The organism is Streptomyces marinisediminis, from assembly GCF_026262575.1.
Lineage (GTDB): Bacteria > Actinomycetota > Actinomycetes > Streptomycetales > Streptomycetaceae > Streptomyces > Streptomyces marinisediminis.
The window spans coordinates 143627-162081 of sequence record NZ_JAPKFL010000015.1; the positions used below are offsets into that span (position 1 = coordinate 143627).

The following is an 18455-nucleotide window of genomic DNA, read 5'->3' on the forward strand; positions in this document are numbered from 1 at the left end:
GGTCAACGGACGTGCACCTCCCGGGGATCGGCGGGGCGGTAGCGGCGGTCCCAGCACCACAGCAGGGTCCGGCGGGCGCCCCACGCCCGCAGCCGCCGCAGGCTGGTGTGCACCACCATCCGCTCCGCCCGTGCGATCCGCTCGCTGTGCTCGCGCGCGCGGTTGAGCAGGACGACGTCCTCGGGCGGCCCCTCCAGCGGCGTGCGGGGCGTGCCCCCGCAGCGCAGGTAGAGCGCGGCCGTGATGGCGAGGTTGTGCCCGTGGCACAGCACGTACGGCGCGCGGTAGCGGGGGTGCCGGTGCTCCGCGCGGTAGCGCCCGTACAGCGCGGCCGCCCGCACGACCGCCGGGAGCAGGCGGCGCTCGGCGAGCGAGGGAAGCTCGTCGCGACGCGGAAGGCTGCGGCCGCAGGCCATCTCCGTGCCCCGGGCGAACTCCCCGCGCGCGGCGGCGACCCAGTCCCGGGCGGGCAGGCAGTCGGCGTCCGTGCGCGCGAGCAGCTCGGCGCCGTGCGCGACGGCGTAGCGGAACCCGGTGTCGGCGGCGGCACCGGTGCCCCGCTCCCGCTCCCGGACGACATGGACGGGGAAGGGCGCGGTGGCGGCGAAGCGGCGCACGAGGCCGGCGGTGGCGTCGGTGGAGGCGTTGTCGACGACGACCAGCGCGAAGCCGGTGTCGGACTGGGAGGCCAGCGCGGCGAGGGTGGCCCCGATCCCGGCCTCCTCGTTGTAGGCGGGCACCACCACCCACAGCGGCTCTCCGCCGCCCGGCGCGCTCATCCCCGGCTCCGGCCGGCCAGGCGCCGGGCGGCGAGGCGAGCGGCGGCGGCGCGGTCGGGCTTCAGGGAACGGCCGGACAGCGGGACGTCGGCGAGCAGCACCGCGTCCGGCCGGGCGGAGCCCATGCGCTCCAGCGGCCCGGCCAGCGCCGCCCGCACCGCGCCGCGGCCCGCGCCGGGGCTCGGCTGTACGACGGCGACCAGCCGTTCGTCGCCGTCGCCTGCCGGTACGCCCACGAGCAGCGCCAGTTCGACGCCCGGTACGTGCAACGCCGGCTCGTACAGCCCGGGGTAGATGTTCTCCGCGCGCCGCAGGACCATGTCCTTGCGGCGGCCCTCCAGCACGATCCGGCCTTCGTCGAGGCGGGCCCGGTCGCCGGTGGCGACCCACGGGTCCGGCTCTTCGCCCAGGTAGCGGTCGCGCGCGGCGGGGCCGGACAGCAGCAGCTCACCGGACGCGTCGGTCCTGGCCACCACGCCGGGAAGGGGCGCGCCCACCACGTCCCCCTCGCCGGTGAAGGCGGCCTTGTCGGCCTGCTCGACCGCCGCGGCGGGGAACAGCTCGGTCAGCGCGTAGACGCCCCACGCCTCCTCGGCGCCCGCGCGCCTGACCCGGGTGAGCAGATCGGCGCTCGCCGGCGCCGACCCGGTCCACACGCGTCCGGTGAACCGGCCGCCGTCCGCCAGCAGCCGCTGGAGCTGCGGCGGCGTCAGGTAGGTGGCCTGCGGGGCGAGCCGGTGCGACTGCCGGGCCAGCACGCGCGCGGATCGGGCCGGCAGCGCGACCGGCGCCCCGCTCGCGAGGGACGGTACGAGGACGAAGAAGGTGCCGCCGAGTACGGGCCGTCCGGCCTCGGGCCGTACCAGACCGGCCACCGTGGCCATGCCGGCGGCGAGCGAGGAACGGGTGTGCACCACCGCGCGGGGCCGCGACGTGGTGCCCGAGGTGAACACGATGACCGCGTCGCCGTCCTCGTCCACCGGGCGCGGCAGCGGTACGGCCCGGACATCGGCGTCCAGGGCGGGGGCGCAGCCGGGCAGCCGCGCACCGACCGTGGCCACCGGGCCCAGTTCCGCGAGGTCCGGCAGGGCCAGGCGGACCCGGCGGGCGAGCGGCCGGGCCCACCCGGCGACCGCCTGGGCGGACGCGTCGGCGAGGACGACGCCGGGACGGGCCAGGGCGAGGCGGGCGCGCAGCACGTCGGGCCCCGCGCCCGGATCGAGCACGGCGGCCCGTGCGCCGAGCCGGTGCACGGCGAGCAGCACGGCCAGGGCCCGGGGCCCGGGCCGCACGGCGACGCCGACGGTGGCGCCGCGTCCGGTGCCCCGCGCGTGCAGGGCGGCCGCGTAGCGGTCGGCGAGGTCGGCCAGGTGGCCGAAGGTCGCCCTGGTGCGTACGGCCCCGGTCCGGGTGGTGCCGAGCACGGCGGGCCGGTCGGGGTGGCGCCGCAGGGTGTGGGCGAGAGCGTCGAGCATCAGCGCGGGTCCTCCCCGTGACGGCCCGGACCCTTGTCGAGGTACCAGCGGGCGGTGCCGACGAGGCCGTAGGCGCGCAGCCGGCGGGTGGAGTTCTCCACGACCATGTCGCGGGCGTGGACGATGGCGGTGGTGTGGCGGCGCACCCGGTTCAGGAAGAGGCGGTCGGTGGGGGAGGGGCGGCGCGGCATTCCGCCGACGGCTTCGTACAGCGCCGCGGTGATGGCCATGTTGTTGCCGGCGTGCATCCGGTAGGGGGCGAGGTAACCGTGGCGGCGGCGGTGGGCCGGGCGTACCCGGCCGAAGAGCGCGGCGAGGCGGACCAGCGCGCGGAAGGCGGCCCGCCCCAGCGGCCCGTGCTCGTCGCGGCGCGCGTCGAGGCGACCGCACACCAGACCCGCGCCGCGCCCCAGCGCGCCGCGGGCGCCGGCCGTCCAACCGGGGCGCGGCAGGCAGTCGGCGTCGGTGCGGGCCAGCAGCGTCGCACCGCGCTCGATCGCGTACCGGAAGCCGGTGTCCACCGCGCAGCCCACGCCCTTCACCGGCTCGCTGAGGACGTGCACCGGGAACGGCGCCCAGCGGGCGAAGTCGTGGGCGAGCGCGGCGGTGCCGTCGCGGGAGGCGTTGTCCACCACGACGAGGGAGAAGTCACGGTCGCGCTGGCCCGCCAGCGCCTCCAGCGTGGCGCCGATGCGCGCGGCCTCCTGGTGCGCGGGCACCACCACCCACAGGGCGCTCACGCCTTCTCCCACACCATGGTCATGATGCTCACGCCGCCGCCCAGGCCCACGAACAGGACCCGGTCGCCGGTTTGCAACCCCGCGTGGACGCGGTCGAGTTGCACGCCCAGCGTGGCGCTGGCCAGGTTCCCGAGCTCGGGCACCGTGACGACGAGCCGGTCCCGGGGGACGCCGGTGAGCTCCACGAACCGCTCCAGGTACGGCACGGTGACCTGGTGCACCAGGACGTGCCGGAAGTCGCTCCACGCCAGTCCCGTGCGCAGCCGCATGCGGTCGAGCACCGAGGTGCCGACCTTCTCGAACACCTCACGCAGCTCGCCGCCGTCACCGTGGAAGTACGTGTGCTCGTCCCCGCGGGGGTGGCGCGAACCGCCACCGAAGACGCCCCCGACCGACCAGTGCTCGGAGTGGGTCTCGGTGTCCACGTCGAGGATGCCGCCCCGCTCCACCGCCTCCAGGACGACCGCGGCTCCCGCGTCGCCGAAGGTGTACCCGGCGAAGCCGGCGCGGAACTGGTCGGGGCCGGGCGGGGCGTGCCGCACCGCGCGGCTCGGGGTCTCCCCGGTGACGACCAGGGCCCGGCGGGCACGGCCGGCCAGGATCATCGCCCGTGCCGTGTCGATGCCGTTGACGAAGCTGTTGCACGCGTTGGTCACGTCCAGCGCGTGCGCCCGGGAGCCCAGTTCGGCCTGGACGATGTGCGCGGTCGCCGGTTCGGCCACGTCCCGCGTGGCGGAGGCGAACACCAGGAGGTCCACGTCGTACGGGGCGAGCCCGGCCCGGTCCAGCGCCGTCCGTGCCGCCCGCACCGCGAGCGTCGAGGCGTACTCGCCGTCCGCGGCCGCCCGGCGCGCGGCGATGCCGGTGACCCGTTCGAGCAGCCGTGGCGGCAGGGGCAGTCCGCAGGCCGCGGCGATCCGCTCCTGGAGCTGTCGCGAGGTCACTTCGCGCTCCGGCAGGCAGGAGGCCACCGCGGTGATGCCCGCCCGGCGCGCCGGCTCGGCAGCGGCGTGGTCTATGTGCATGGGCTGGACGCTACGAGCGAACCGGGAGGTCCGCCTGAGCACCGGTACTCAACCGGAAGTAGGTAGTCGGCCCACCAGCGCCTCGGGCGCGACGGCGGCAGCCCACGGCCGACCTGCCGGTGAGCACGCTCGACCTCCGGCGCCACAGGCCACCGCCCCCCGCCCGCGGCGTGCCACCGGGCCGACCGGTTCCGGCGGGGCCAGCCACCCGGCCGCGTGCCGCTGCGGCAGGCGGGTGCCGGGGCGCCGGACGGCGGTGGTGCGGCATCCTCGTCCCGCTCCTCCGCCGCGGTGGGCCGTCTACCGACGCCCCACCGAGGGCTCGTCGGCGGGAGGGGCGGGACCGCGGTGGGCGACCGTCAGCGGTCGCGCCGGAACCAGCACTCCCCGCAGGTGTCGAAGCCGCCTCCGCCGTTGCCCATGGTGACGTGCGTGAACCCGCCGAGCTCCACCAGGACCGGCGGCTCGTACACCGTGGCCCTCTTCTCGTTCACGAGCGGTTCCTCCTTCCTCTCGGTCTTCTCCGAGGACGACCGGACCACCTGTCGGGCGCCAGCGGGGTTTCTCAGCGCACGTCATCACCACGCGTGGCTGCGGACGAGGACGGCGTGGGCCCATGGTGTCGACGAGGCGGGGGCGATCGTGGTGTGTGGGCGTACGGGTTCAGCGCTCTTCGCTCCCGCGGCGGCCCGTGCACCGATGCACGGCTGCCGCGCGGGAGCTGAACGTTGGGTGCGGTCGTCCGCCGCGAGCGGTGAGGGGAGGTCGACGGCGGGTGCGGTGGGCCACACCGTGTCCGGTCCGCGCCATGGGCTGCTGAGCTTTCGCCACACGCCGCCGTGCCGCCCACCGGCGCAGGATCGACCGCGTCCGGGCCCGTCAGCCCCTACTTCCCCTCCTCGCCGCCCACGTCGAAGGACGCCACGAGCGCCGTGCACGGTCACGTGGTGCGGCACAGAGCGTGGTCGACGAGGTCGCGCAGGGCGTCTTCCTGACGGGCCGCGGTCTGCGGGTCCGCGGCGCGGCTGTGCGCGGAGACGGTGACCGTGCGTCGACCGTCCGTGGTTGCCGCTGCCCGGAGGACGTAACCGAAACCGCTCCCTCCGTGCCCGAGGTAACCGCCGCCGCAGGACAGCGGGGTGTGGAACAGGCCCAGACCGGCCTGCGTGCCTGCCGGGAGCCCGCTGTCCTGCGGCACCGGGACGGTGGGGTGCATGGCGGCGAGCTCGGTGGGCTTCAGCAGCCGCCCGCTGACCAGGGCGGTGAAGAAGCGGTTGAGGTCGCGAGCGGTGCCGGTCATCGAACCGTCGGACCCGCTGTCGAAGGGACGGTAGGGGATCGTGGTGTCGACGAACGGGCCGTCCACCGCGAACTGCTGGTAGTTGGTGGTGTGCGGATGCGGGAGGAAGGGCTGCGTGCCCGGGGTGTCGGTGTGCCGCAGGCCGAGGGGGCGCAGGATGCGGTCGTTGACCTGCTGTTCCCAGGTGTGGCCGGTGACTTTCTCGATGATCATTCCGGCGAGTACGTAGTTGGTGTTGGAGTACGCCCAGCCGGTGCCCGCCGGGAAGGCGGGCTCGTGGCGCACGGCCAGGGCGACCAGCTCTTCGGGCGTGTAGGCACGCCACCGGTCGGCGAAGTAGGCCCGGGCGCTCGGGTCGGGGAAGACGTCGTGGACGTAGTCGGACAGGCCGCTGGTGTGCTGCAGCAGATCGCCGACGGTGATGGTCCGGCCGTCGTTCCCCGCACCCGCGACGACCCCGGGCAGCAGTTGCTCCACCGTCTGGCTAAGGGCGACCCGCTTTTCGCCCACCAGTTGCAGCACGACGGTGGCGACGAACGTCTTGGTGGTGCTGCCCAGTCGCAGGTAGCCGCCCTCCGGGACCGGGCGGCGCGTGACCAGGTCCCCCACCCCGGAGCGGGCCGTGCTGGTCCCGCGCGGGCTCTCCAGGCGGACCGCCACGCCGGTGACCCCGGCCTCCCGCAGCGCGTCGGCGCCACGCTGCACGGACCACCCCGAGCGGGAGGGGCGTGGCGGACCCGCGGCCGCGACGGACGGCGGAGACGACACGACCAGGGCCGGCCCCGCGGACGACAACTTCACACGACGAAAGACCATGGCCCGAGGCTAGGAACGGCAAGGGCCACCAGCCATCCGGGAGCCACCCCCTCGCCACCGGGTGGCACCCGGATGGACAAGCGCACCAGCCACCCGGCTGCCACCCCAGGCCGCGCGCCCGAGCACGCCCCTGACCAGCAGGGCGGCCGCCGGGTTCCGGCGAGGAGCAGCGACGACGGCCGCGTGCCCACGCAGGGACGGTGCCGGAGAATGACGTGATGGACCAACTTGAGCGGACCGTGGGACTCGTCCGCGGCCTCCTGGAACCGGAGCTCCTCGGCACGTACCTCCACGGCTCCGCCGTGCTCGGGGGCCTCAACCCTGCCAGCGATCTGGACGTTCTCGTGGTCACGCGGAAGACCATGGAGGAGCGGACGAGGCGGGCGCTCCTTGAGGGCTTGCTGGAGATTTCCGGCGTCACGGCGGGCATCCGGCCGGTGGAACTCACCGTCGTGGTCCAGTCCGAGGTCCGCCCCTGGCGGTTCCCGCCGATCGGCGACTTCCTGTACGGCGAATGGCTGCGCGACGACGTGCGGGTCAGCGAACCCCCGCAGCCGGGCCCCATGCCGGACCTGGCCCTCGTACTCACCATGACCCTGGCAGGCGACCACCCGCTCACCGGCCCGCCTCCCGCCCAGCTCGTCGGCCCCGTGCCGCCCGCCGACCTCGTGCGGGCGAGCGTCGCCGGCGTCCCCGAACTCCTCCACGACCTGGCCGACGACACTCGCAACGTCGTGCTGACTCTCGCCCGCGTCTGGACCACCCTCGCCACGGGCGAGATCAGGCCCAAGGACGCTGCCGCGGACTGGGCCCTCGCCCACCTCCCCCCGGAACACCGCCCGGTACTGGAGCACGCCAGAGATCTGTACCGCCACTGCCGTTACGAGGACGAGGTCTGGAGCCACGATCTGATGCGTCGAGTCGGCCCCCACGTGGACGAAGTGCTCGCCCACATCGACGGTCTCCGCCGCCGGGCCGGACCCGCACGCTGGGCCGTGACTGCCGGCCACCCCTCTGCCCCGGCCTCCGACGCCCCACCACGTCGCCGAGTGCGATCGCGGCGACGACCTTGATCGACGCCGGGACCTCAGCGGCACCTCAGGGAACGACACTGGCGTCGTCCCCTGACGCGGCCCGGACGGGACTCGCGGAGGGAGGCTGACGAGCCGGTGCGTGACAGCGGGCGCGGCTGCCGCCCCGCGTGAGCACCACCGACGGTCGGGCTTGGGCGGTGCGGTCAAGACGGGACCGGCGATGGCGCGGTAGGTGCCGGACAGGCGGTCGCGACGGTGGGTCCAGCACCTCAGTCGCTTCCCGCGTGCGCGATCCGGGCCGGACGTGTACGACCGTGACGCGGTCGGACGAGTGCCCGTGACGGCCCCGCCCCACGGCTCGGTCCTCCCGGGCAGCGCTCCGTGCCGCGGCCTTCTCGGCGGGACGACCGCCTGGCCTGCGTGATCCGTCTGAGCCCGAGGCAGCCGTCATCCAGCACGGCCTCCACGACCGGTAGGCGCGGCAACCAGTCGGCGATCACGGCGCCCTTCACGGCGTTCCGCTTCTGCGCTTCCCGGCTCGGCCGAGGGAGCCGCCCTCGGTGCGGTCCAGGGCGCGCGGGTTCGGCTTCGCGGCCGTCGCGGGCCGCGTCCGCCCGTAGGGCGAGGTGAGCGCGGCGCGCCGCCGGAGCGGGCCGGGGCGACACGCCCGGCGGCGCCGTCCCGTACCGGACGGGGCCGCTTCCTACCATGGCGCTCATGGCAATCAAACGCTCGTTCGCGAACATCCTGTCCGACCGGCTTCCCGAGACGAGGGACTTCTTCTCCGAGCTGCTGGGCCTGACCGTCGTGTACGACAGCGACTGGTTCGTCAGCCTCCAGGACCCCGACGACCCCCGGCACGAACTGGGCGTCTGGCGCCGCGACCACGAACTGGTGCCCGAGCCCTACCGGACGGCCCCCTCCGGCACGGTGCTCACCTTCGTCGTCGACGACGTGGACGCGGTGCACAGGGCCGCGCGGGAGCAGGGCCGGGAGATCGTGGCTCCCCCGCGGGACACCTTCTACGGACAGCGCAGCATGCTCGTGAAGGACCCCAACGGCCAACTCCTCGACGTCTGCACCCCGGTGGCTGGATGACCTTGCCCTTGGCGCGCCGTGTGAGCCGTACCGAGTCAGACCACGCCGGTCGGCGTGCGCGAACGCGAGGCGGTAGGGGGCCCCGGCCCGCCGGCGCTTGGGGGAAGACGCCCTCGTGCCGAGCCGTGCGCCAACGCCGCCTGCGTGCCTGTCGGCACCGCGCCCCGGGGTCGGCCGCGTGTCACCGAGCCCGTCGACGACCTGGTGCACAGCGGCTGCACCGACCGGTTGGAGCTTCTGGAACCGCAAGCCGACACGAGTAGGGCGCAGACGAGGCGGGGCGCGGCGGCGCACGCCTACCTGCCCCGTGGCCACGCCTCTATCCGGCGACCGACCGGGAGGCTACGTGCCGCCGGCGTCCGAGTGCACCGGGAAAGACCGCCGCACAGCACGTCAGCCGGACACGGCTGGAGCAGGCCACCCGGAGCGGCGAGCCCGCCCCCGCCGGACCGCGTGCAGCCCCTCGCCCTCGGGATCGTCCAGGACCTCGCGCACCATCCGCCACTCACCGCGCCCGAGCCTAAGCCACACGACCGCGCGGTCATCGCCGCCCGCGTCCTCACCACCCGGCCGCGCACCGCCCGCCGCACCGGCCCGAGGTGCGACGACGGCGTGGTGCACCGGCGGGCCGCGATGCCCGAGCAGCTCCCCATCCCGTTCCCGAACGCCGACGCCGACGCCGGGCCTCGGTCGGCGCTCGGCATGACGGCCGCTGCGGGCCTTGCCGGAGCCCCGCGCGGACGCAGGAAGCCTCGGCCTCACCACCGAGCGTGGCCGAACCCGCACCGCGGGCAGGAAGCCCGCCGCTGAGCTCACCACGGGAGTGCCCACCCGATGTCCGGCATCCGATGCGGACGACGCGCACCGGGCGCCTCCGGCCGTGCGCACCGCTTCCGTTCACGCGCACCGGGCCGGTGCGCGCACGGGACGTGACGAACGTCGATGCCGTGTACCCGGTGCACATCCCTCGACCAAGTGCGCGCACCGAATGAGCACCCCCTTGTCCCAGGCGCGCGTCTGCCGCGTTCCCCTGGGATCGCGCCTCGCCGCCACCCCCGGAGATGTCGCGTACCGGCATGCGGTGGGCCGGATGGGAAGCGAGATCTCCCCCGCAGGCCGCCGCCCTCGACTTGATAGGCAAGTAAATGCTTGCCTATTCTGTGGTTGTGGCCGACGACCTCTTCAAAGCCCTGGCCGACCCCACCCGCCGCACCATCCTCGACGAGCTCACGGAGAAGTCCGGACAGACACTGTTCGAGATCTGCTCGCGACTGAGCATGAAGCACCAGCTCGGTATCTCACGTCAGGCGGTCTCCCAGCATCTCGCCTTGCTGGAGGCCGCCGGGCTCGTCGAGACCAGACGGGACGGCCGCTGCAAGTTCCATGACCTGAACACGGCCCCACTGCGGCGGATAGCCGAGCGATGGCCCCTGCCCGACCCATCCGACCCATCCGACCCATCCGGACGAGAGAAGAGCAGCCCATGAAGATCCATCTGACCAGCGTATTCGTCGACGACCAGGCCAAGGCGGAGCACTTCTACACCGAGATCCTCGGCTTCGTGAAGAAGCACGACCTCCCACTGGGTGAGGGGGCCGGTGGCTGACCGTCGTCGCGCCCGACGAGCCCGACGGCACCGAGCTCCTCCTGGAGCCCGCCGGCCACCCGGCCGTCAAGCCCTACCGCGATGCGCTCGTCAAGGACGGCATCCCGCTCGCCCAGTTCGCCGTCGACGACGTAGAGGCGGAGTACACGCGCCTGCACGCCCTCGGCGTTCGCTTCACGCAGGAGCCCCTGGCGATGGGCCCTGTCACCACTGCCGTCTTCGACGACACCTGCGGCAACCTGGTCCAGATCGCAACACAGTCGCAGTAGGCGGTCGGCCTGGGCCGGGCTCCGGCTGCCGCGGCGACCGGACCCTCGCCCTGGAGCCCGTCAGCAGCCACGTGGTCCCGGGGCCATCGGCCCGTGCTCGTGCTGCGGGAGACGTCCGGGCCCCGCGGTGGCGGGCTGGTAGGTGCTGCGCACTAGGCAAGCGGAAGCGGTCGCTGCGCTCCCGCCCGACCTCGCGATGCGAAGGCGGTCACCTCCGCTGCGCTTCGGTGACCCGGCGAAACCGGCAAGGCTCCAGCCGCCCCGGTTTCGGCCCGCCACCCCCGCCTCACCCTTTCGAAGTCTTCTGCACCGATCGGCAGCGGCGGTCACCGCTGCGCCGCTACCGTGAACGGAGACGTCCCGCCCTGCGCCGGAGGCCGCCGATGGAGTCTGATCCCGCCCCCACCATGACCACCTACGTCGACGGACAGCCGGTCGCTGTCCCGGCCACGATCGCGGCCGTCCGTGCCCAGCTCGGCGCCGGGGACCGCGAACGGTTCGACGCCGAGATCGAGCGCACTCCCGCTCTCCAGGTCCCAGCCGTCCTCATCGCCTGGGCCCTCCCGCCCGAAGTCCGCGCCGCCGACGAGGAGGCGTTCCAGCGGCTGGCTCGTGGCGACCACTCCGGCATGCACCCCGGAGCCGACGCCGCGTGAGCCGCTACCGCGTCCAGTACGGCAACGAAGCCCTCACCGCCTTGAGCGCCATGACGGCTGCGCGGCGAAGCGGCTACGAAGCCGGGATGACCCGCCTGGCTTCCGCCCCCTACGGCCACGGCTCCACCCCGGCAGGACGCGACCGGGACCGCCGCCAGGCCGCCGTGGCCGGCACCATCACCCTCTACCGGGTCAGCCACAGTGCCATGACCGTCAGCGTCGTCCGCATCGTCCACTGAACCACCCGAGGGAAGACCCTCGCCCCGGTCGACACCGTGCCGGAGGCCCACGACGTTCCGGGCCGGGCGGGGACGTGTGCGTCGCGGAGAGCCTCTGACGGGTTCTGTGTCGTGCTTGGTGGTATGCCTCGCTGCGCCCAGCCTCGGGGCCCGCGCTTCAGGTCTGCTGCCCGTCACCGGCGGGGTGGGGTTCGCCGGTGCCCAGCGCGCACGTCACCCGGGGGCGGTGGTGTCACAGGTCCTGCCGGTGTGTGGGGTGGGGGAAGATGCGTTGGCCTTGTGCGCTGAAGAGCATGAGCGCCCGCATATCGACGAGGAGTGTGACGCGGTCGCCGGGCCGGCTGCGCGCTCTGTGGCGGGCTCGGAGGACGAGTTCGCCGACGCTGTAGTGGTCGGGCAACGGCGGTGCGGGCTGAGGCGGTGGGCTGGGGTGGTGGGGGAGGGCGCCGCGGACGCGGCTGATCGTGGTGCGGACGGCTCGTGTGAGGGGGTTGCCGAGGCGGTGCCGTTCGTCGTGGACGGACGTCGTGTGGGGCACGTCCGCTGTTCGGGCGCCGATGGTGACATGGAGGAGGATCTCGTGGCCTTGGTACTCGACGTGCGTCACGGTGGCTGTCAGAGGGTGTTCGTAGGGTGTGGGGGTGGTGTTGACGCGTAGTGCCTCGGGGCGCAGGCCGACGAGGAGCTGCTGACCCTGGACGACACGCAGAAGTTGGTGGGCCTGTGCCATTTCTTGTGGCAGGACGAGTCTTTGTGGTCCGAGGCTGATGGTCATGGCCCCGTCGATCGGCGCGTACAGGGCGCCGTGCACGAGGTTGATGCGCGGTGTGCCCACGAAGGAGGCGACGAAGGCGTTGGCGGGCAGGGCGTACAGCTCTTCCGGGGTGCCGATCTGCTGCAGGGTGCCGTCATGCAGGACGGCGATGCGGTCGCCCAGCGCCATGGCTTCGGCCTGGTCGTGGGTGACGTGGACGGTGGTCGCGCCGGTGCGTCGCACCACGGAGAGGATCTCGGTGCGTAGCCGCACGCGCAGGCGGGCGTCGAGGCTGGAGAGTGGTTCGTCCATGAGGAAGACGGAGGGTCGGCGGATGACGGCCCGGCCCATGGCGACGCGCTGGCGTTCTCCACCGGACATCTGGGCGGGGACGCGGCTGAGCAGGGACCGGATGCCCAGCCGGTCGGCGACGGTGTTCACCGCCTGGGCGGTGGCGTGTTCGTCGTCGCCGCGAGCGGCGAGGGGGAAGGCGATGTTCTCGGCGGCGGTCATGGTGGGGTAGAGGGCGAAGTTCTGGAAGACCATGGCCACGTCGCGTTCGCTGGCGGGCAGGTCGTTGGCCGGCTGCTGATCGAGGAGGAGCTCGCCGCTGGTGATGGTCTCGAGCCCGGCGATCATGCGCAGGAGGGTGGATTTTCCGCAGCCGGAGGGCCCGAGGAGGACGAGGAACTCGCCGGCGTCCATGTGGAGGGAGACGTCGTGGACGGCTCGGTGGCCGCTGGGGTAGGTCTTGCTGAGACGGTGCAGGGTGATGGTGCTGCCCACGGCGTGCTCTCCTGGGGTTCGTGCGGTGGTTCGCTGGGGGACGCGGTCTTCACCGGCTGAGTTCGTCGGCGGTGACGGCCAGGCAGGCGGTTACCAGGACGAGGTTCTTCAGCACGTACTGGCCTTCGAGAGTGGGGGTGCCGTGGTGCCACATGGCTTCGGGCACGAGGAGCAGTGAGGCGAAGACGCCGGCCATGTGGACGCAGAAGAGCGCTAACGCGCACCGCAGCAGCAGGCCGGTGATGAGGGCGAGTCCGATGAGGGTCTCCGCGGCGCCCAACACGGGCATGGACACCTGCGCGGGGAGCAGACCGCCGGTCATCTTCGTCATGGCGAGGGCTGCGACCTCTTCGGCCGGGCTGGCGGCCGGGAAGAGTTTCAGGATGCCGAATCCGCAGAAGAGCACCCCGAGGCTGACGCGCAGAACTGCGATACTGCGCGGCTGGTAGAAGGCCGCCGCCCGCCGGACTGTCGCCCCGCGTGGCCGGTACGCGCGCACCGGTGGGGAAGACCGGCGGCGCGGGAGGTGACGGTGGCGGTCGGGCGGAGCGGGGCGGGTTCGGGGCATCCGGCGTCTCCAGGGGGACACCGGCCCGGCGGCGTCCGCGACGGCGGCCGGGCGGTGGAGTGGATGAAGGCCCCGCGAGAGCGCTGCGGCTCTCGCGGGGCGGGTGCGGTGGCTGCGTGCTCAGCCCGCGCGGGCCGAGGTCAGTTGAAGTCGACGTCGCTGCACAGGAAGTACTTCTGGTCCATGTGCGACGCCTTCCAGACGGTCACCACGACGTGCCGTCCGTTGTATCCGGACGTGCTGACGTCTGTGGTGTAGTGCGCCTGGTAGGGGTAGCTGCCGGTCTTCTTCACCAGTTCGAGGTCGTCCCAGCCGATCAGCTGGGTCTGTGGGTCGAAGCCTTGCTTGGTGACGTAGATCTCCAGCCAGTCCGCGCCGTGCCGCGCCTCGTCGTAGACGTCGACGGTGAAGTCGGAGTCGAGGCTGGTGGTGGTCCATGGACCGGGGCGGTCGAGCGCACCGTAGTTGGTCTCGCCCTGGCCGCCGGCGCTGCAGATCTGCCCGTCGGGGATGACCTGCTGGTAGTTGTCCCCGGTGTTGTTGGCGTAGACGGCCTTCCACGCGGTGATGGCGTTCGGGTTCTCGTGGTAGGTGCGGTAGCACATGGGGTCCTGCGCCTCGTCGGGTTCGCTGGAGCCCCAGCGCTGCAGGCAGCCGTAGTTGCGGGTCTCGGGGGCGATGACCGTGCCGTGTGCGGAGACGGCCGGCGCCTGGGCGAGCAGGCCCAGCATGCTGGTGGCCAGGACGGTGGCGCCCAGCGCGGTACGGCGGGATGTGGTTGCGGGTGCGAGGTTCATGGTGCCTTTTCCTCCGTGTGTCGGGGGATCACCGGCCGCTGTCGTCGGCCGGGCGGTCATTGCGTGCACATGAGGTCTTGCTCGCGTTGCGGGTTCATTCGGCGATCCGGTCCATCACCTCCTTCCGGCGGAGGGCTCGGTGCGCGTCGCGACCGAGCAGGGCGGACAGTGCCCAGTGGCCGGGCCCGATGGCGGCGATGAGCAGGAAGGCCCAGCAGTAGAGGGCGGCCGTTTCACCGCCGTTCTCCAACGGGAACAGTCCGTCGCCCTGGTGGTGGACGAAGTAGGCGTAGGCCATGGACCCCGAGCACAGGAGTGCCGTCGGACGGGTCGCCAGGCCGAGCAGCACCAGCGTGCCGCCGACCAGCTGGATCACCGCGGCCCACCATCCCGGCCACTGTCCGGCGCCGGGCGGCGCTCCGTGGGGCCCTCCGAGGACGCCGAGGAGCGTGGCCGCCCCGTGGCAGGCGAACAGCAGCCCGATCACCATCCGGAACAGGCTCAGGACCGGACCCTGGTACCTCCATGGCTCCACTGCGGTTCCCTTTCTCGACGAAGCGCGCGGGCTGTCTTCCGGAGGCCGACGGCGTGCGGGGTGGGGTGGCCGCCGGCACGAGGGTCCGCCGGCCACCCCTGGCCGGTCAGGAAGTGACGGTCCACTTCTGGCTGTCCCAGCCGCCGCACTCCCACAGGTGTGCCTTGGTGCCGTTCGCGGTGGCTCCGCCGACGACATCGAGGCACTTGCCTCCCGACGTCAGCTGCTGTCCGTCGGGCGTCCACGTCATCGACGGCACGTCGGCGCAGGTCCACTGCTGGATCGCGGTGCCGTCGGCCGTGCCGCCGCCGGCGCGGTCGACGCACTTGCCGGTGGCGTCGTTGACGATCCGGCCGCTCCCCGGGACCGGGTCGGGGTCGGGGCTGCCTCCGCCCGGGCCCCACGCGTTCCAGTTGTCCCAGGTCTCCGCGTCGAAGCCGATCCGCCCCAGCTGGTCCGCGGACCAGTTGTCGCCGGACTTCTGGATGACCGTTCCCCCAACGGTGTAGTTCTCCAGCTTCAGCCCCCGGCTGTCACGGGTCTCGTTGCCAAGGGTGACCTTCTGGCCGCCGGCGTTGCTGTGGCGCTTGAGCAGGTTCACCTGGGAGCTGGGGTCCAGGCCGTTCCAGGCGCCGATCTTGAGGTTCTTGATGTGGACGTTCTCGGTGCTGGAGAGGGCGAAGACGCGGATCGCGCAGTTCGTCATGCCCTCGACGGTGATGTTCTCGAAGGTCATGTTCTTGACCCAGGCGTTCGGGTCGGCCTTCGTCGTCGATCCCGTGTCCTCCCAGTGGGAGGAGGAGTTGAGGATGCAGGTGTTGTACTTGACGTCCTTCCAGTACATGCGGTTGTGGATGACGTGGGTGTTGGTCACCCGCACGTTGTCGATGTTGCGCGGTGTCCAGCCCCACTGGATGACGGGGCCGTTCTCGTTCTTCCAGATGACGGTGTTATCGATGGTGACGTCGCTGTGGTACATCTTCAGCACGTCGTCGTTGGCGTTGAAGAACGTGTTCTTCATGGTGCTGCCGCGGTAGAGCTCGATGCCGTCGGTCTGCCAGTACCAGCTGCCGACCTGCTTGTAGTTGTCGACCCGCATCTGGAAGCGCTGCTCGTCGCCGTAGACGACGAACGAGTGGTACGGCGGCTCGTTGATGGTCACGCCCTGCAGGTCCAGGTACTGCTGGCGGTCCGAGGACTGGAACTGGAGCATCTTCACGCACGACTCGTGGCAGTTCGACGCCCCGCTGAGGTGGTCGTAGTTGTTGTTGGTGTCGGCCTCGTAGACGTACTGCTCACCGGAGAGCACCCCGTGGCCGGTCACTTTGTACAGGCCCTGGTTGTCGTGGAAGAAGCGGAACGCTCCCTTCACATACGCCCCGGGAGCCAGGTACACCCACTTGACGTTCTCCGGCAGCACGGCGTGGTACTTCGAGCCCATGGAGTAGGTGCCCGGGCGGAAGTAGATGATCTCCTGGCTGATGTTGTTCAGGTTGGAGACCTGCCCCGGCTCGGGGTAGTGGATGCTGCCCGAGTCGGCTGTGGGGACCAGCCGGTCCCGCTCCGCGCCCGACGGAGTCGGCTCGGCGAAGATCATCATGGAGTTGCGGGGCTCGGTGTGGACCGGGCGGCCGCTCGGGTCCGTGGTCAGCTTGCCCGCGTCGCTCGCCGGGCCGGACATGTCGTTGTACGCGGTGTACAGCTGCGGATCGAACTCGACAGAGAAACGGTACCCCGTGGCGTCGTAGGGCACCTTGATGCGGACGGTACTGTCGTTGACGAGCTCCTTGGCGAAGTCGAGGCTGCTGGGTTTGATCTTGACCTGGTCGGCGGAGGAGATGGTCTGGCCCGTGCGCAGGGAGACATCGACCCACACGTCGGTGGAGTACTGGAAGGACGACCAGCTCATCGTGAGGTTCGCGGACGAGGCGAACTCGGCTCCGTCCTCCTTGGTGTAGCCGATCTTGCCCTTCCCGCTGCGCGGGATGCTCATGTAGGCGAACGAGTCGTACCTCGTCGTCGGCGCGGCCGTGGTGGCCACCTGCACGTCGTAGTGGGACGAGCGGCGGACCGTGTCGTTCTGCACGGGGCTGGTGGTGTTGAACTCGTGGTTGTCGTGCCACCAGGTCTTCAGCTCGGCGCTGTCCGCCGTCGCCACCCGTGCCGATTCGGCCATCGTGGCGCCGCGGGTCTGGGCGGCCGGACGCGTGTCCTGCGCCGCCTGGCGCTTGGCGTCAGCGCCCGTGTCGGGAGCGTCGGTGGCGGCCGTGGCGCTGGCGGGCACCACGAGGGCGGCCAGGGCAAGGACCAGGCCGGCGGCGGCTGCCGTCACTCGTCCTCGTGGTCGTGGTCGTGATCTGGGCATGGAAGGTGTGTCCTCTCCTTCGTGGTCGTCGGGCGATGCCCCTGACAACGCCTCCGCGGGTGCGATGCGCCGCAGAGAACAGGTGATGCGGCGCGTGGTGCCGCGGTTGGGAACGCGCCGGGGGGATCTCCTGGGGCGTTCTGTGCGGCACGCCGGTACGCCGGTACGCCTCTAGGGGCCGGGGCCCGCTGCGGTGGGGTGCGCACCACGGGCGGCGTCGGGTGCCGTCGGCGTGATACCGCCGACGGCGCACCGCGTGAGGTGCTGCACCGCGCGACGGGCAGGTCGTGTCGTCATTGAGTCCTCGCTTCGTGCGGTGCTCAGAGAGGGCGAGCGAGCTGGGAGGAGGCCGGACGTCATCCGTGGCACCGGAAGGACGCCTCCGGCCCCACGGGCCCGCCGGCTCCATGGCATCGGCAGATACGCCCGAGGGCGCGGTGGACGGACGCGGGGCGCCGTCGCGGTGCCGTGGCCGGTGGCCCCAGCGCTCCTCGGTCGCCGATAACGTCCCGTCATTTCTTCGATGTGTCAATGAAATGAACAGGATTCGCGCCTGACGGGGACTCAGCCACCCACGGGTGGAGCACTAAGGCAGTGACAATCGAAACAAAAGGGGCGAATCGGTGAGTGGTCACGGTTGCGTAACACGCTGTTTTATTTCTTGACGCACGAAAACAGGGGGGACACACTCCCGTCATACGCAGTTGCCCAGCGCCTCGCGCCGGGCGGCAGCGAGGTAAGGAGTCACGATGACGATCTCCCCCTCCGCCCACGGCGACGGGCTCCCCGCACGCTCGGGTTCCGGGGATCAGACACCAGTCGAACCCGGGCCGACAGCGGTTGCCGCCGCCCGCCCCTGACCGACCGCCACCTGGAGGTAGCGCGTGATGAGTCCGCCGAAGATCCGGTTCTCGGAACTGGTGAGTGAACAGACCCGTGCGGAGATCTTCGCGACCGTGCTCACCGCGGGACCGATCTCGCGCACCCAGCTCGCCCAGCGTTTGGGCCTCGTGCCCTCCAGCGTGACCCGGATGCTGCCGCCGCTCCTGGAGCACGACTACCTCCGCGAGAGCGAGACCGCTCCACAGGGCAGGGGCCGGCCGCAGAAGATGCTGCACGTCAACCCCGACAAACACGTCGTCGTCGGCCTGAAGATCGGCCCCGCCCAGGTCTCCGGAGTGGTCACCGACATGGCGGCGAACGTCCTGGTCCGTGCCGAGGCGCCCCTCGCCGACTGCACACCTACGACTGCCCTGTCCGCCGCAGCTGCCCTGACCAGCCGGCTCCTCGCGGAGGTACCCGGCGCGGCGGACAGGGTATTGGGCCTGGGAGTCGGGGTCAGCGGCCACGTCGACTCCGACGCCGGGATCTGCCGCTACTCGGCCCTTCTCGACTGGAACAAGGTCGACGTGGCCGGCCCTCTCCAGCAGGCGACCGGATTGCCGGTCGTCGTCAACAACGACGTCAACACCCTGGTCATCGCCGAGCGGTGGTTCGGCGAAGGCCGCGACCTGGACTCCTTCGCGGTGGTCACCGTCGGCCCCGGCATCGGCTGCGGCCTCCTCCTGGACGGCGCCCTGTTCTCGGGCACCAGCGGAATGGCCGGTGAACTC

Annotated in this window: 17 protein-coding genes and 1 pseudogene; 7 read left to right on the top strand and 11 right to left on the bottom strand. The window is 72.2% G+C overall.

All coding sequences use genetic code 11. The features are described 5' to 3' along the window. Positions 1-2: 2 nt before the first annotated feature. From OSB71_RS14555 to OSB71_RS14580, 6 genes are all read right to left on the bottom strand, one after another. Positions 3-779: a glycosyltransferase family 2 protein gene (locus OSB71_RS14555; RefSeq protein ID WP_265948314.1), complete on the bottom strand. Its 777-nt coding sequence runs from the start codon at positions 777-779 to the stop codon at positions 3-5. Further along, the gene (locus tag OSB71_RS14560; RefSeq protein WP_265948316.1) at positions 776-2254 is read right to left on the bottom strand and encodes a class I adenylate-forming enzyme family protein; all 1479 of its coding nucleotides are present in this window, start codon (positions 2252-2254) and stop codon (positions 776-778) included. Before OSB71_RS14560 ends, OSB71_RS14555 begins: the two co-directional genes overlap by 4 nt. After that, complete coding sequence (locus OSB71_RS14565) at positions 2254-2994, bottom strand: glycosyltransferase (RefSeq protein ID WP_265948317.1); 741 nt, start codon at positions 2992-2994, stop codon at positions 2254-2256. The genes OSB71_RS14560 and OSB71_RS14565 overlap by 1 nt, the downstream gene beginning before the upstream one ends. Continuing rightward, positions 2991-4019, bottom strand: a complete 1029-nt coding sequence (locus OSB71_RS14570) for a 3-oxoacyl-ACP synthase III family protein (protein ID WP_265948318.1) — start codon at positions 4017-4019, stop codon at positions 2991-2993. The genes OSB71_RS14565 and OSB71_RS14570 overlap by 4 nt, the downstream gene beginning before the upstream one ends. A gap of 359 nt (positions 4020-4378) precedes the next feature. Further along, positions 4379-4513 carry a lasso RiPP family leader peptide-containing protein gene (locus tag OSB71_RS14575; RefSeq protein ID WP_265948320.1) on the bottom strand — a complete coding sequence of 45 codons (135 nt, stop codon included), beginning with the start codon at positions 4511-4513 and terminating at the stop codon, positions 4379-4381. 446 nt (positions 4514-4959) lie between these two features. Beyond that, positions 4960-6024, bottom strand: coding sequence for a serine hydrolase domain-containing protein (locus OSB71_RS14580; RefSeq protein ID WP_265948321.1), 1065 nt, complete (start codon positions 6022-6024; stop codon positions 4960-4962). Between the two features lie 329 nt (positions 6025-6353). On the opposite strand from OSB71_RS14580, the gene OSB71_RS14585 reads away from it, so the two are divergent. The 6 genes and pseudogenes from OSB71_RS14585 (at position 6354) to OSB71_RS14610 (ending at position 11037) form a co-directional block, all read left to right on the top strand. Continuing rightward, positions 6354-7208 carry an aminoglycoside adenylyltransferase family protein gene (locus OSB71_RS14585; RefSeq protein ID WP_265948323.1) on the top strand — a complete coding sequence of 285 codons (855 nt, stop codon included), beginning with the start codon at positions 6354-6356 and terminating at the stop codon, positions 7206-7208. A 678-nt stretch (positions 7209-7886) separates the two neighbouring features. Then, positions 7887-8267, top strand: a complete 381-nt coding sequence (locus OSB71_RS14590) for a VOC family protein (protein WP_265948325.1) — start codon at positions 7887-7889, stop codon at positions 8265-8267. 1166 nt (positions 8268-9433) lie between these two features. Next, a complete protein-coding gene (locus OSB71_RS14595) occupies positions 9434-9754 on the top strand; it encodes an ArsR/SmtB family transcription factor (RefSeq protein WP_265948327.1) in 321 nt (106 codons plus the stop codon). Beyond that, positions 9751-10142, top strand: a pseudogene (locus tag OSB71_RS14600) (VOC family protein). The gene OSB71_RS14595 and the pseudogene OSB71_RS14600 overlap by 4 nt, the downstream one beginning before the upstream one ends. A gap of 383 nt (positions 10143-10525) precedes the next feature. After that, on the top strand, positions 10526-10798 hold the full coding sequence (locus OSB71_RS14605; RefSeq protein WP_265948328.1) for a hypothetical protein: 273 nt from the start codon (positions 10526-10528) through the stop codon (positions 10796-10798). After that, on the top strand, positions 10795-11037 hold the full coding sequence (locus tag OSB71_RS14610; protein WP_265948330.1) for a hypothetical protein: 243 nt from the start codon (positions 10795-10797) through the stop codon (positions 11035-11037). Before OSB71_RS14605 ends, OSB71_RS14610 begins: the two co-directional genes overlap by 4 nt. Before the next feature lie 232 nt (positions 11038-11269). Here OSB71_RS14610 and OSB71_RS14615 read toward each other — a convergent pair whose 3' ends face one another. From OSB71_RS14615 to OSB71_RS14635, 5 genes are all read right to left on the bottom strand, one after another. Beyond that, on the bottom strand, positions 11270-12577 hold the full coding sequence (locus tag OSB71_RS14615; protein ID WP_265948332.1) for an ABC transporter ATP-binding protein: 1308 nt from the start codon (positions 12575-12577) through the stop codon (positions 11270-11272). 49 nt (positions 12578-12626) lie between these two features. Next, entirely contained in the window at positions 12627-12983 is a 357-nt protein-coding gene (locus OSB71_RS14620; RefSeq protein ID WP_416237261.1) for a hypothetical protein, read from the bottom strand. Positions 12984-13285: 302 nt separating this feature from the next. Continuing rightward, complete coding sequence (locus OSB71_RS14625; RefSeq protein WP_265948336.1) at positions 13286-13942, bottom strand: lytic polysaccharide monooxygenase auxiliary activity family 9 protein; 657 nt, start codon at positions 13940-13942, stop codon at positions 13286-13288. 94 nt (positions 13943-14036) lie between these two features. Continuing rightward, entirely contained in the window at positions 14037-14432 is a 396-nt protein-coding gene (locus OSB71_RS14630; protein WP_416237262.1) for a DoxX family protein, read from the bottom strand. Between the two features lie 151 nt (positions 14433-14583). After that, positions 14584-16809, bottom strand: coding sequence for a family 49 glycosyl hydrolase (locus tag OSB71_RS14635; RefSeq protein WP_265948339.1), 2226 nt, complete (start codon positions 16807-16809; stop codon positions 14584-14586). Positions 16810-17729: 920 nt separating this feature from the next. On the opposite strand from OSB71_RS14635, the gene OSB71_RS14640 reads away from it, so the two are divergent. Next, on the top strand, positions 17730-18455 hold a 726-nt coding region (locus tag OSB71_RS14640), incomplete at its 3' end, for an ROK family transcriptional regulator (RefSeq protein ID WP_265948341.1).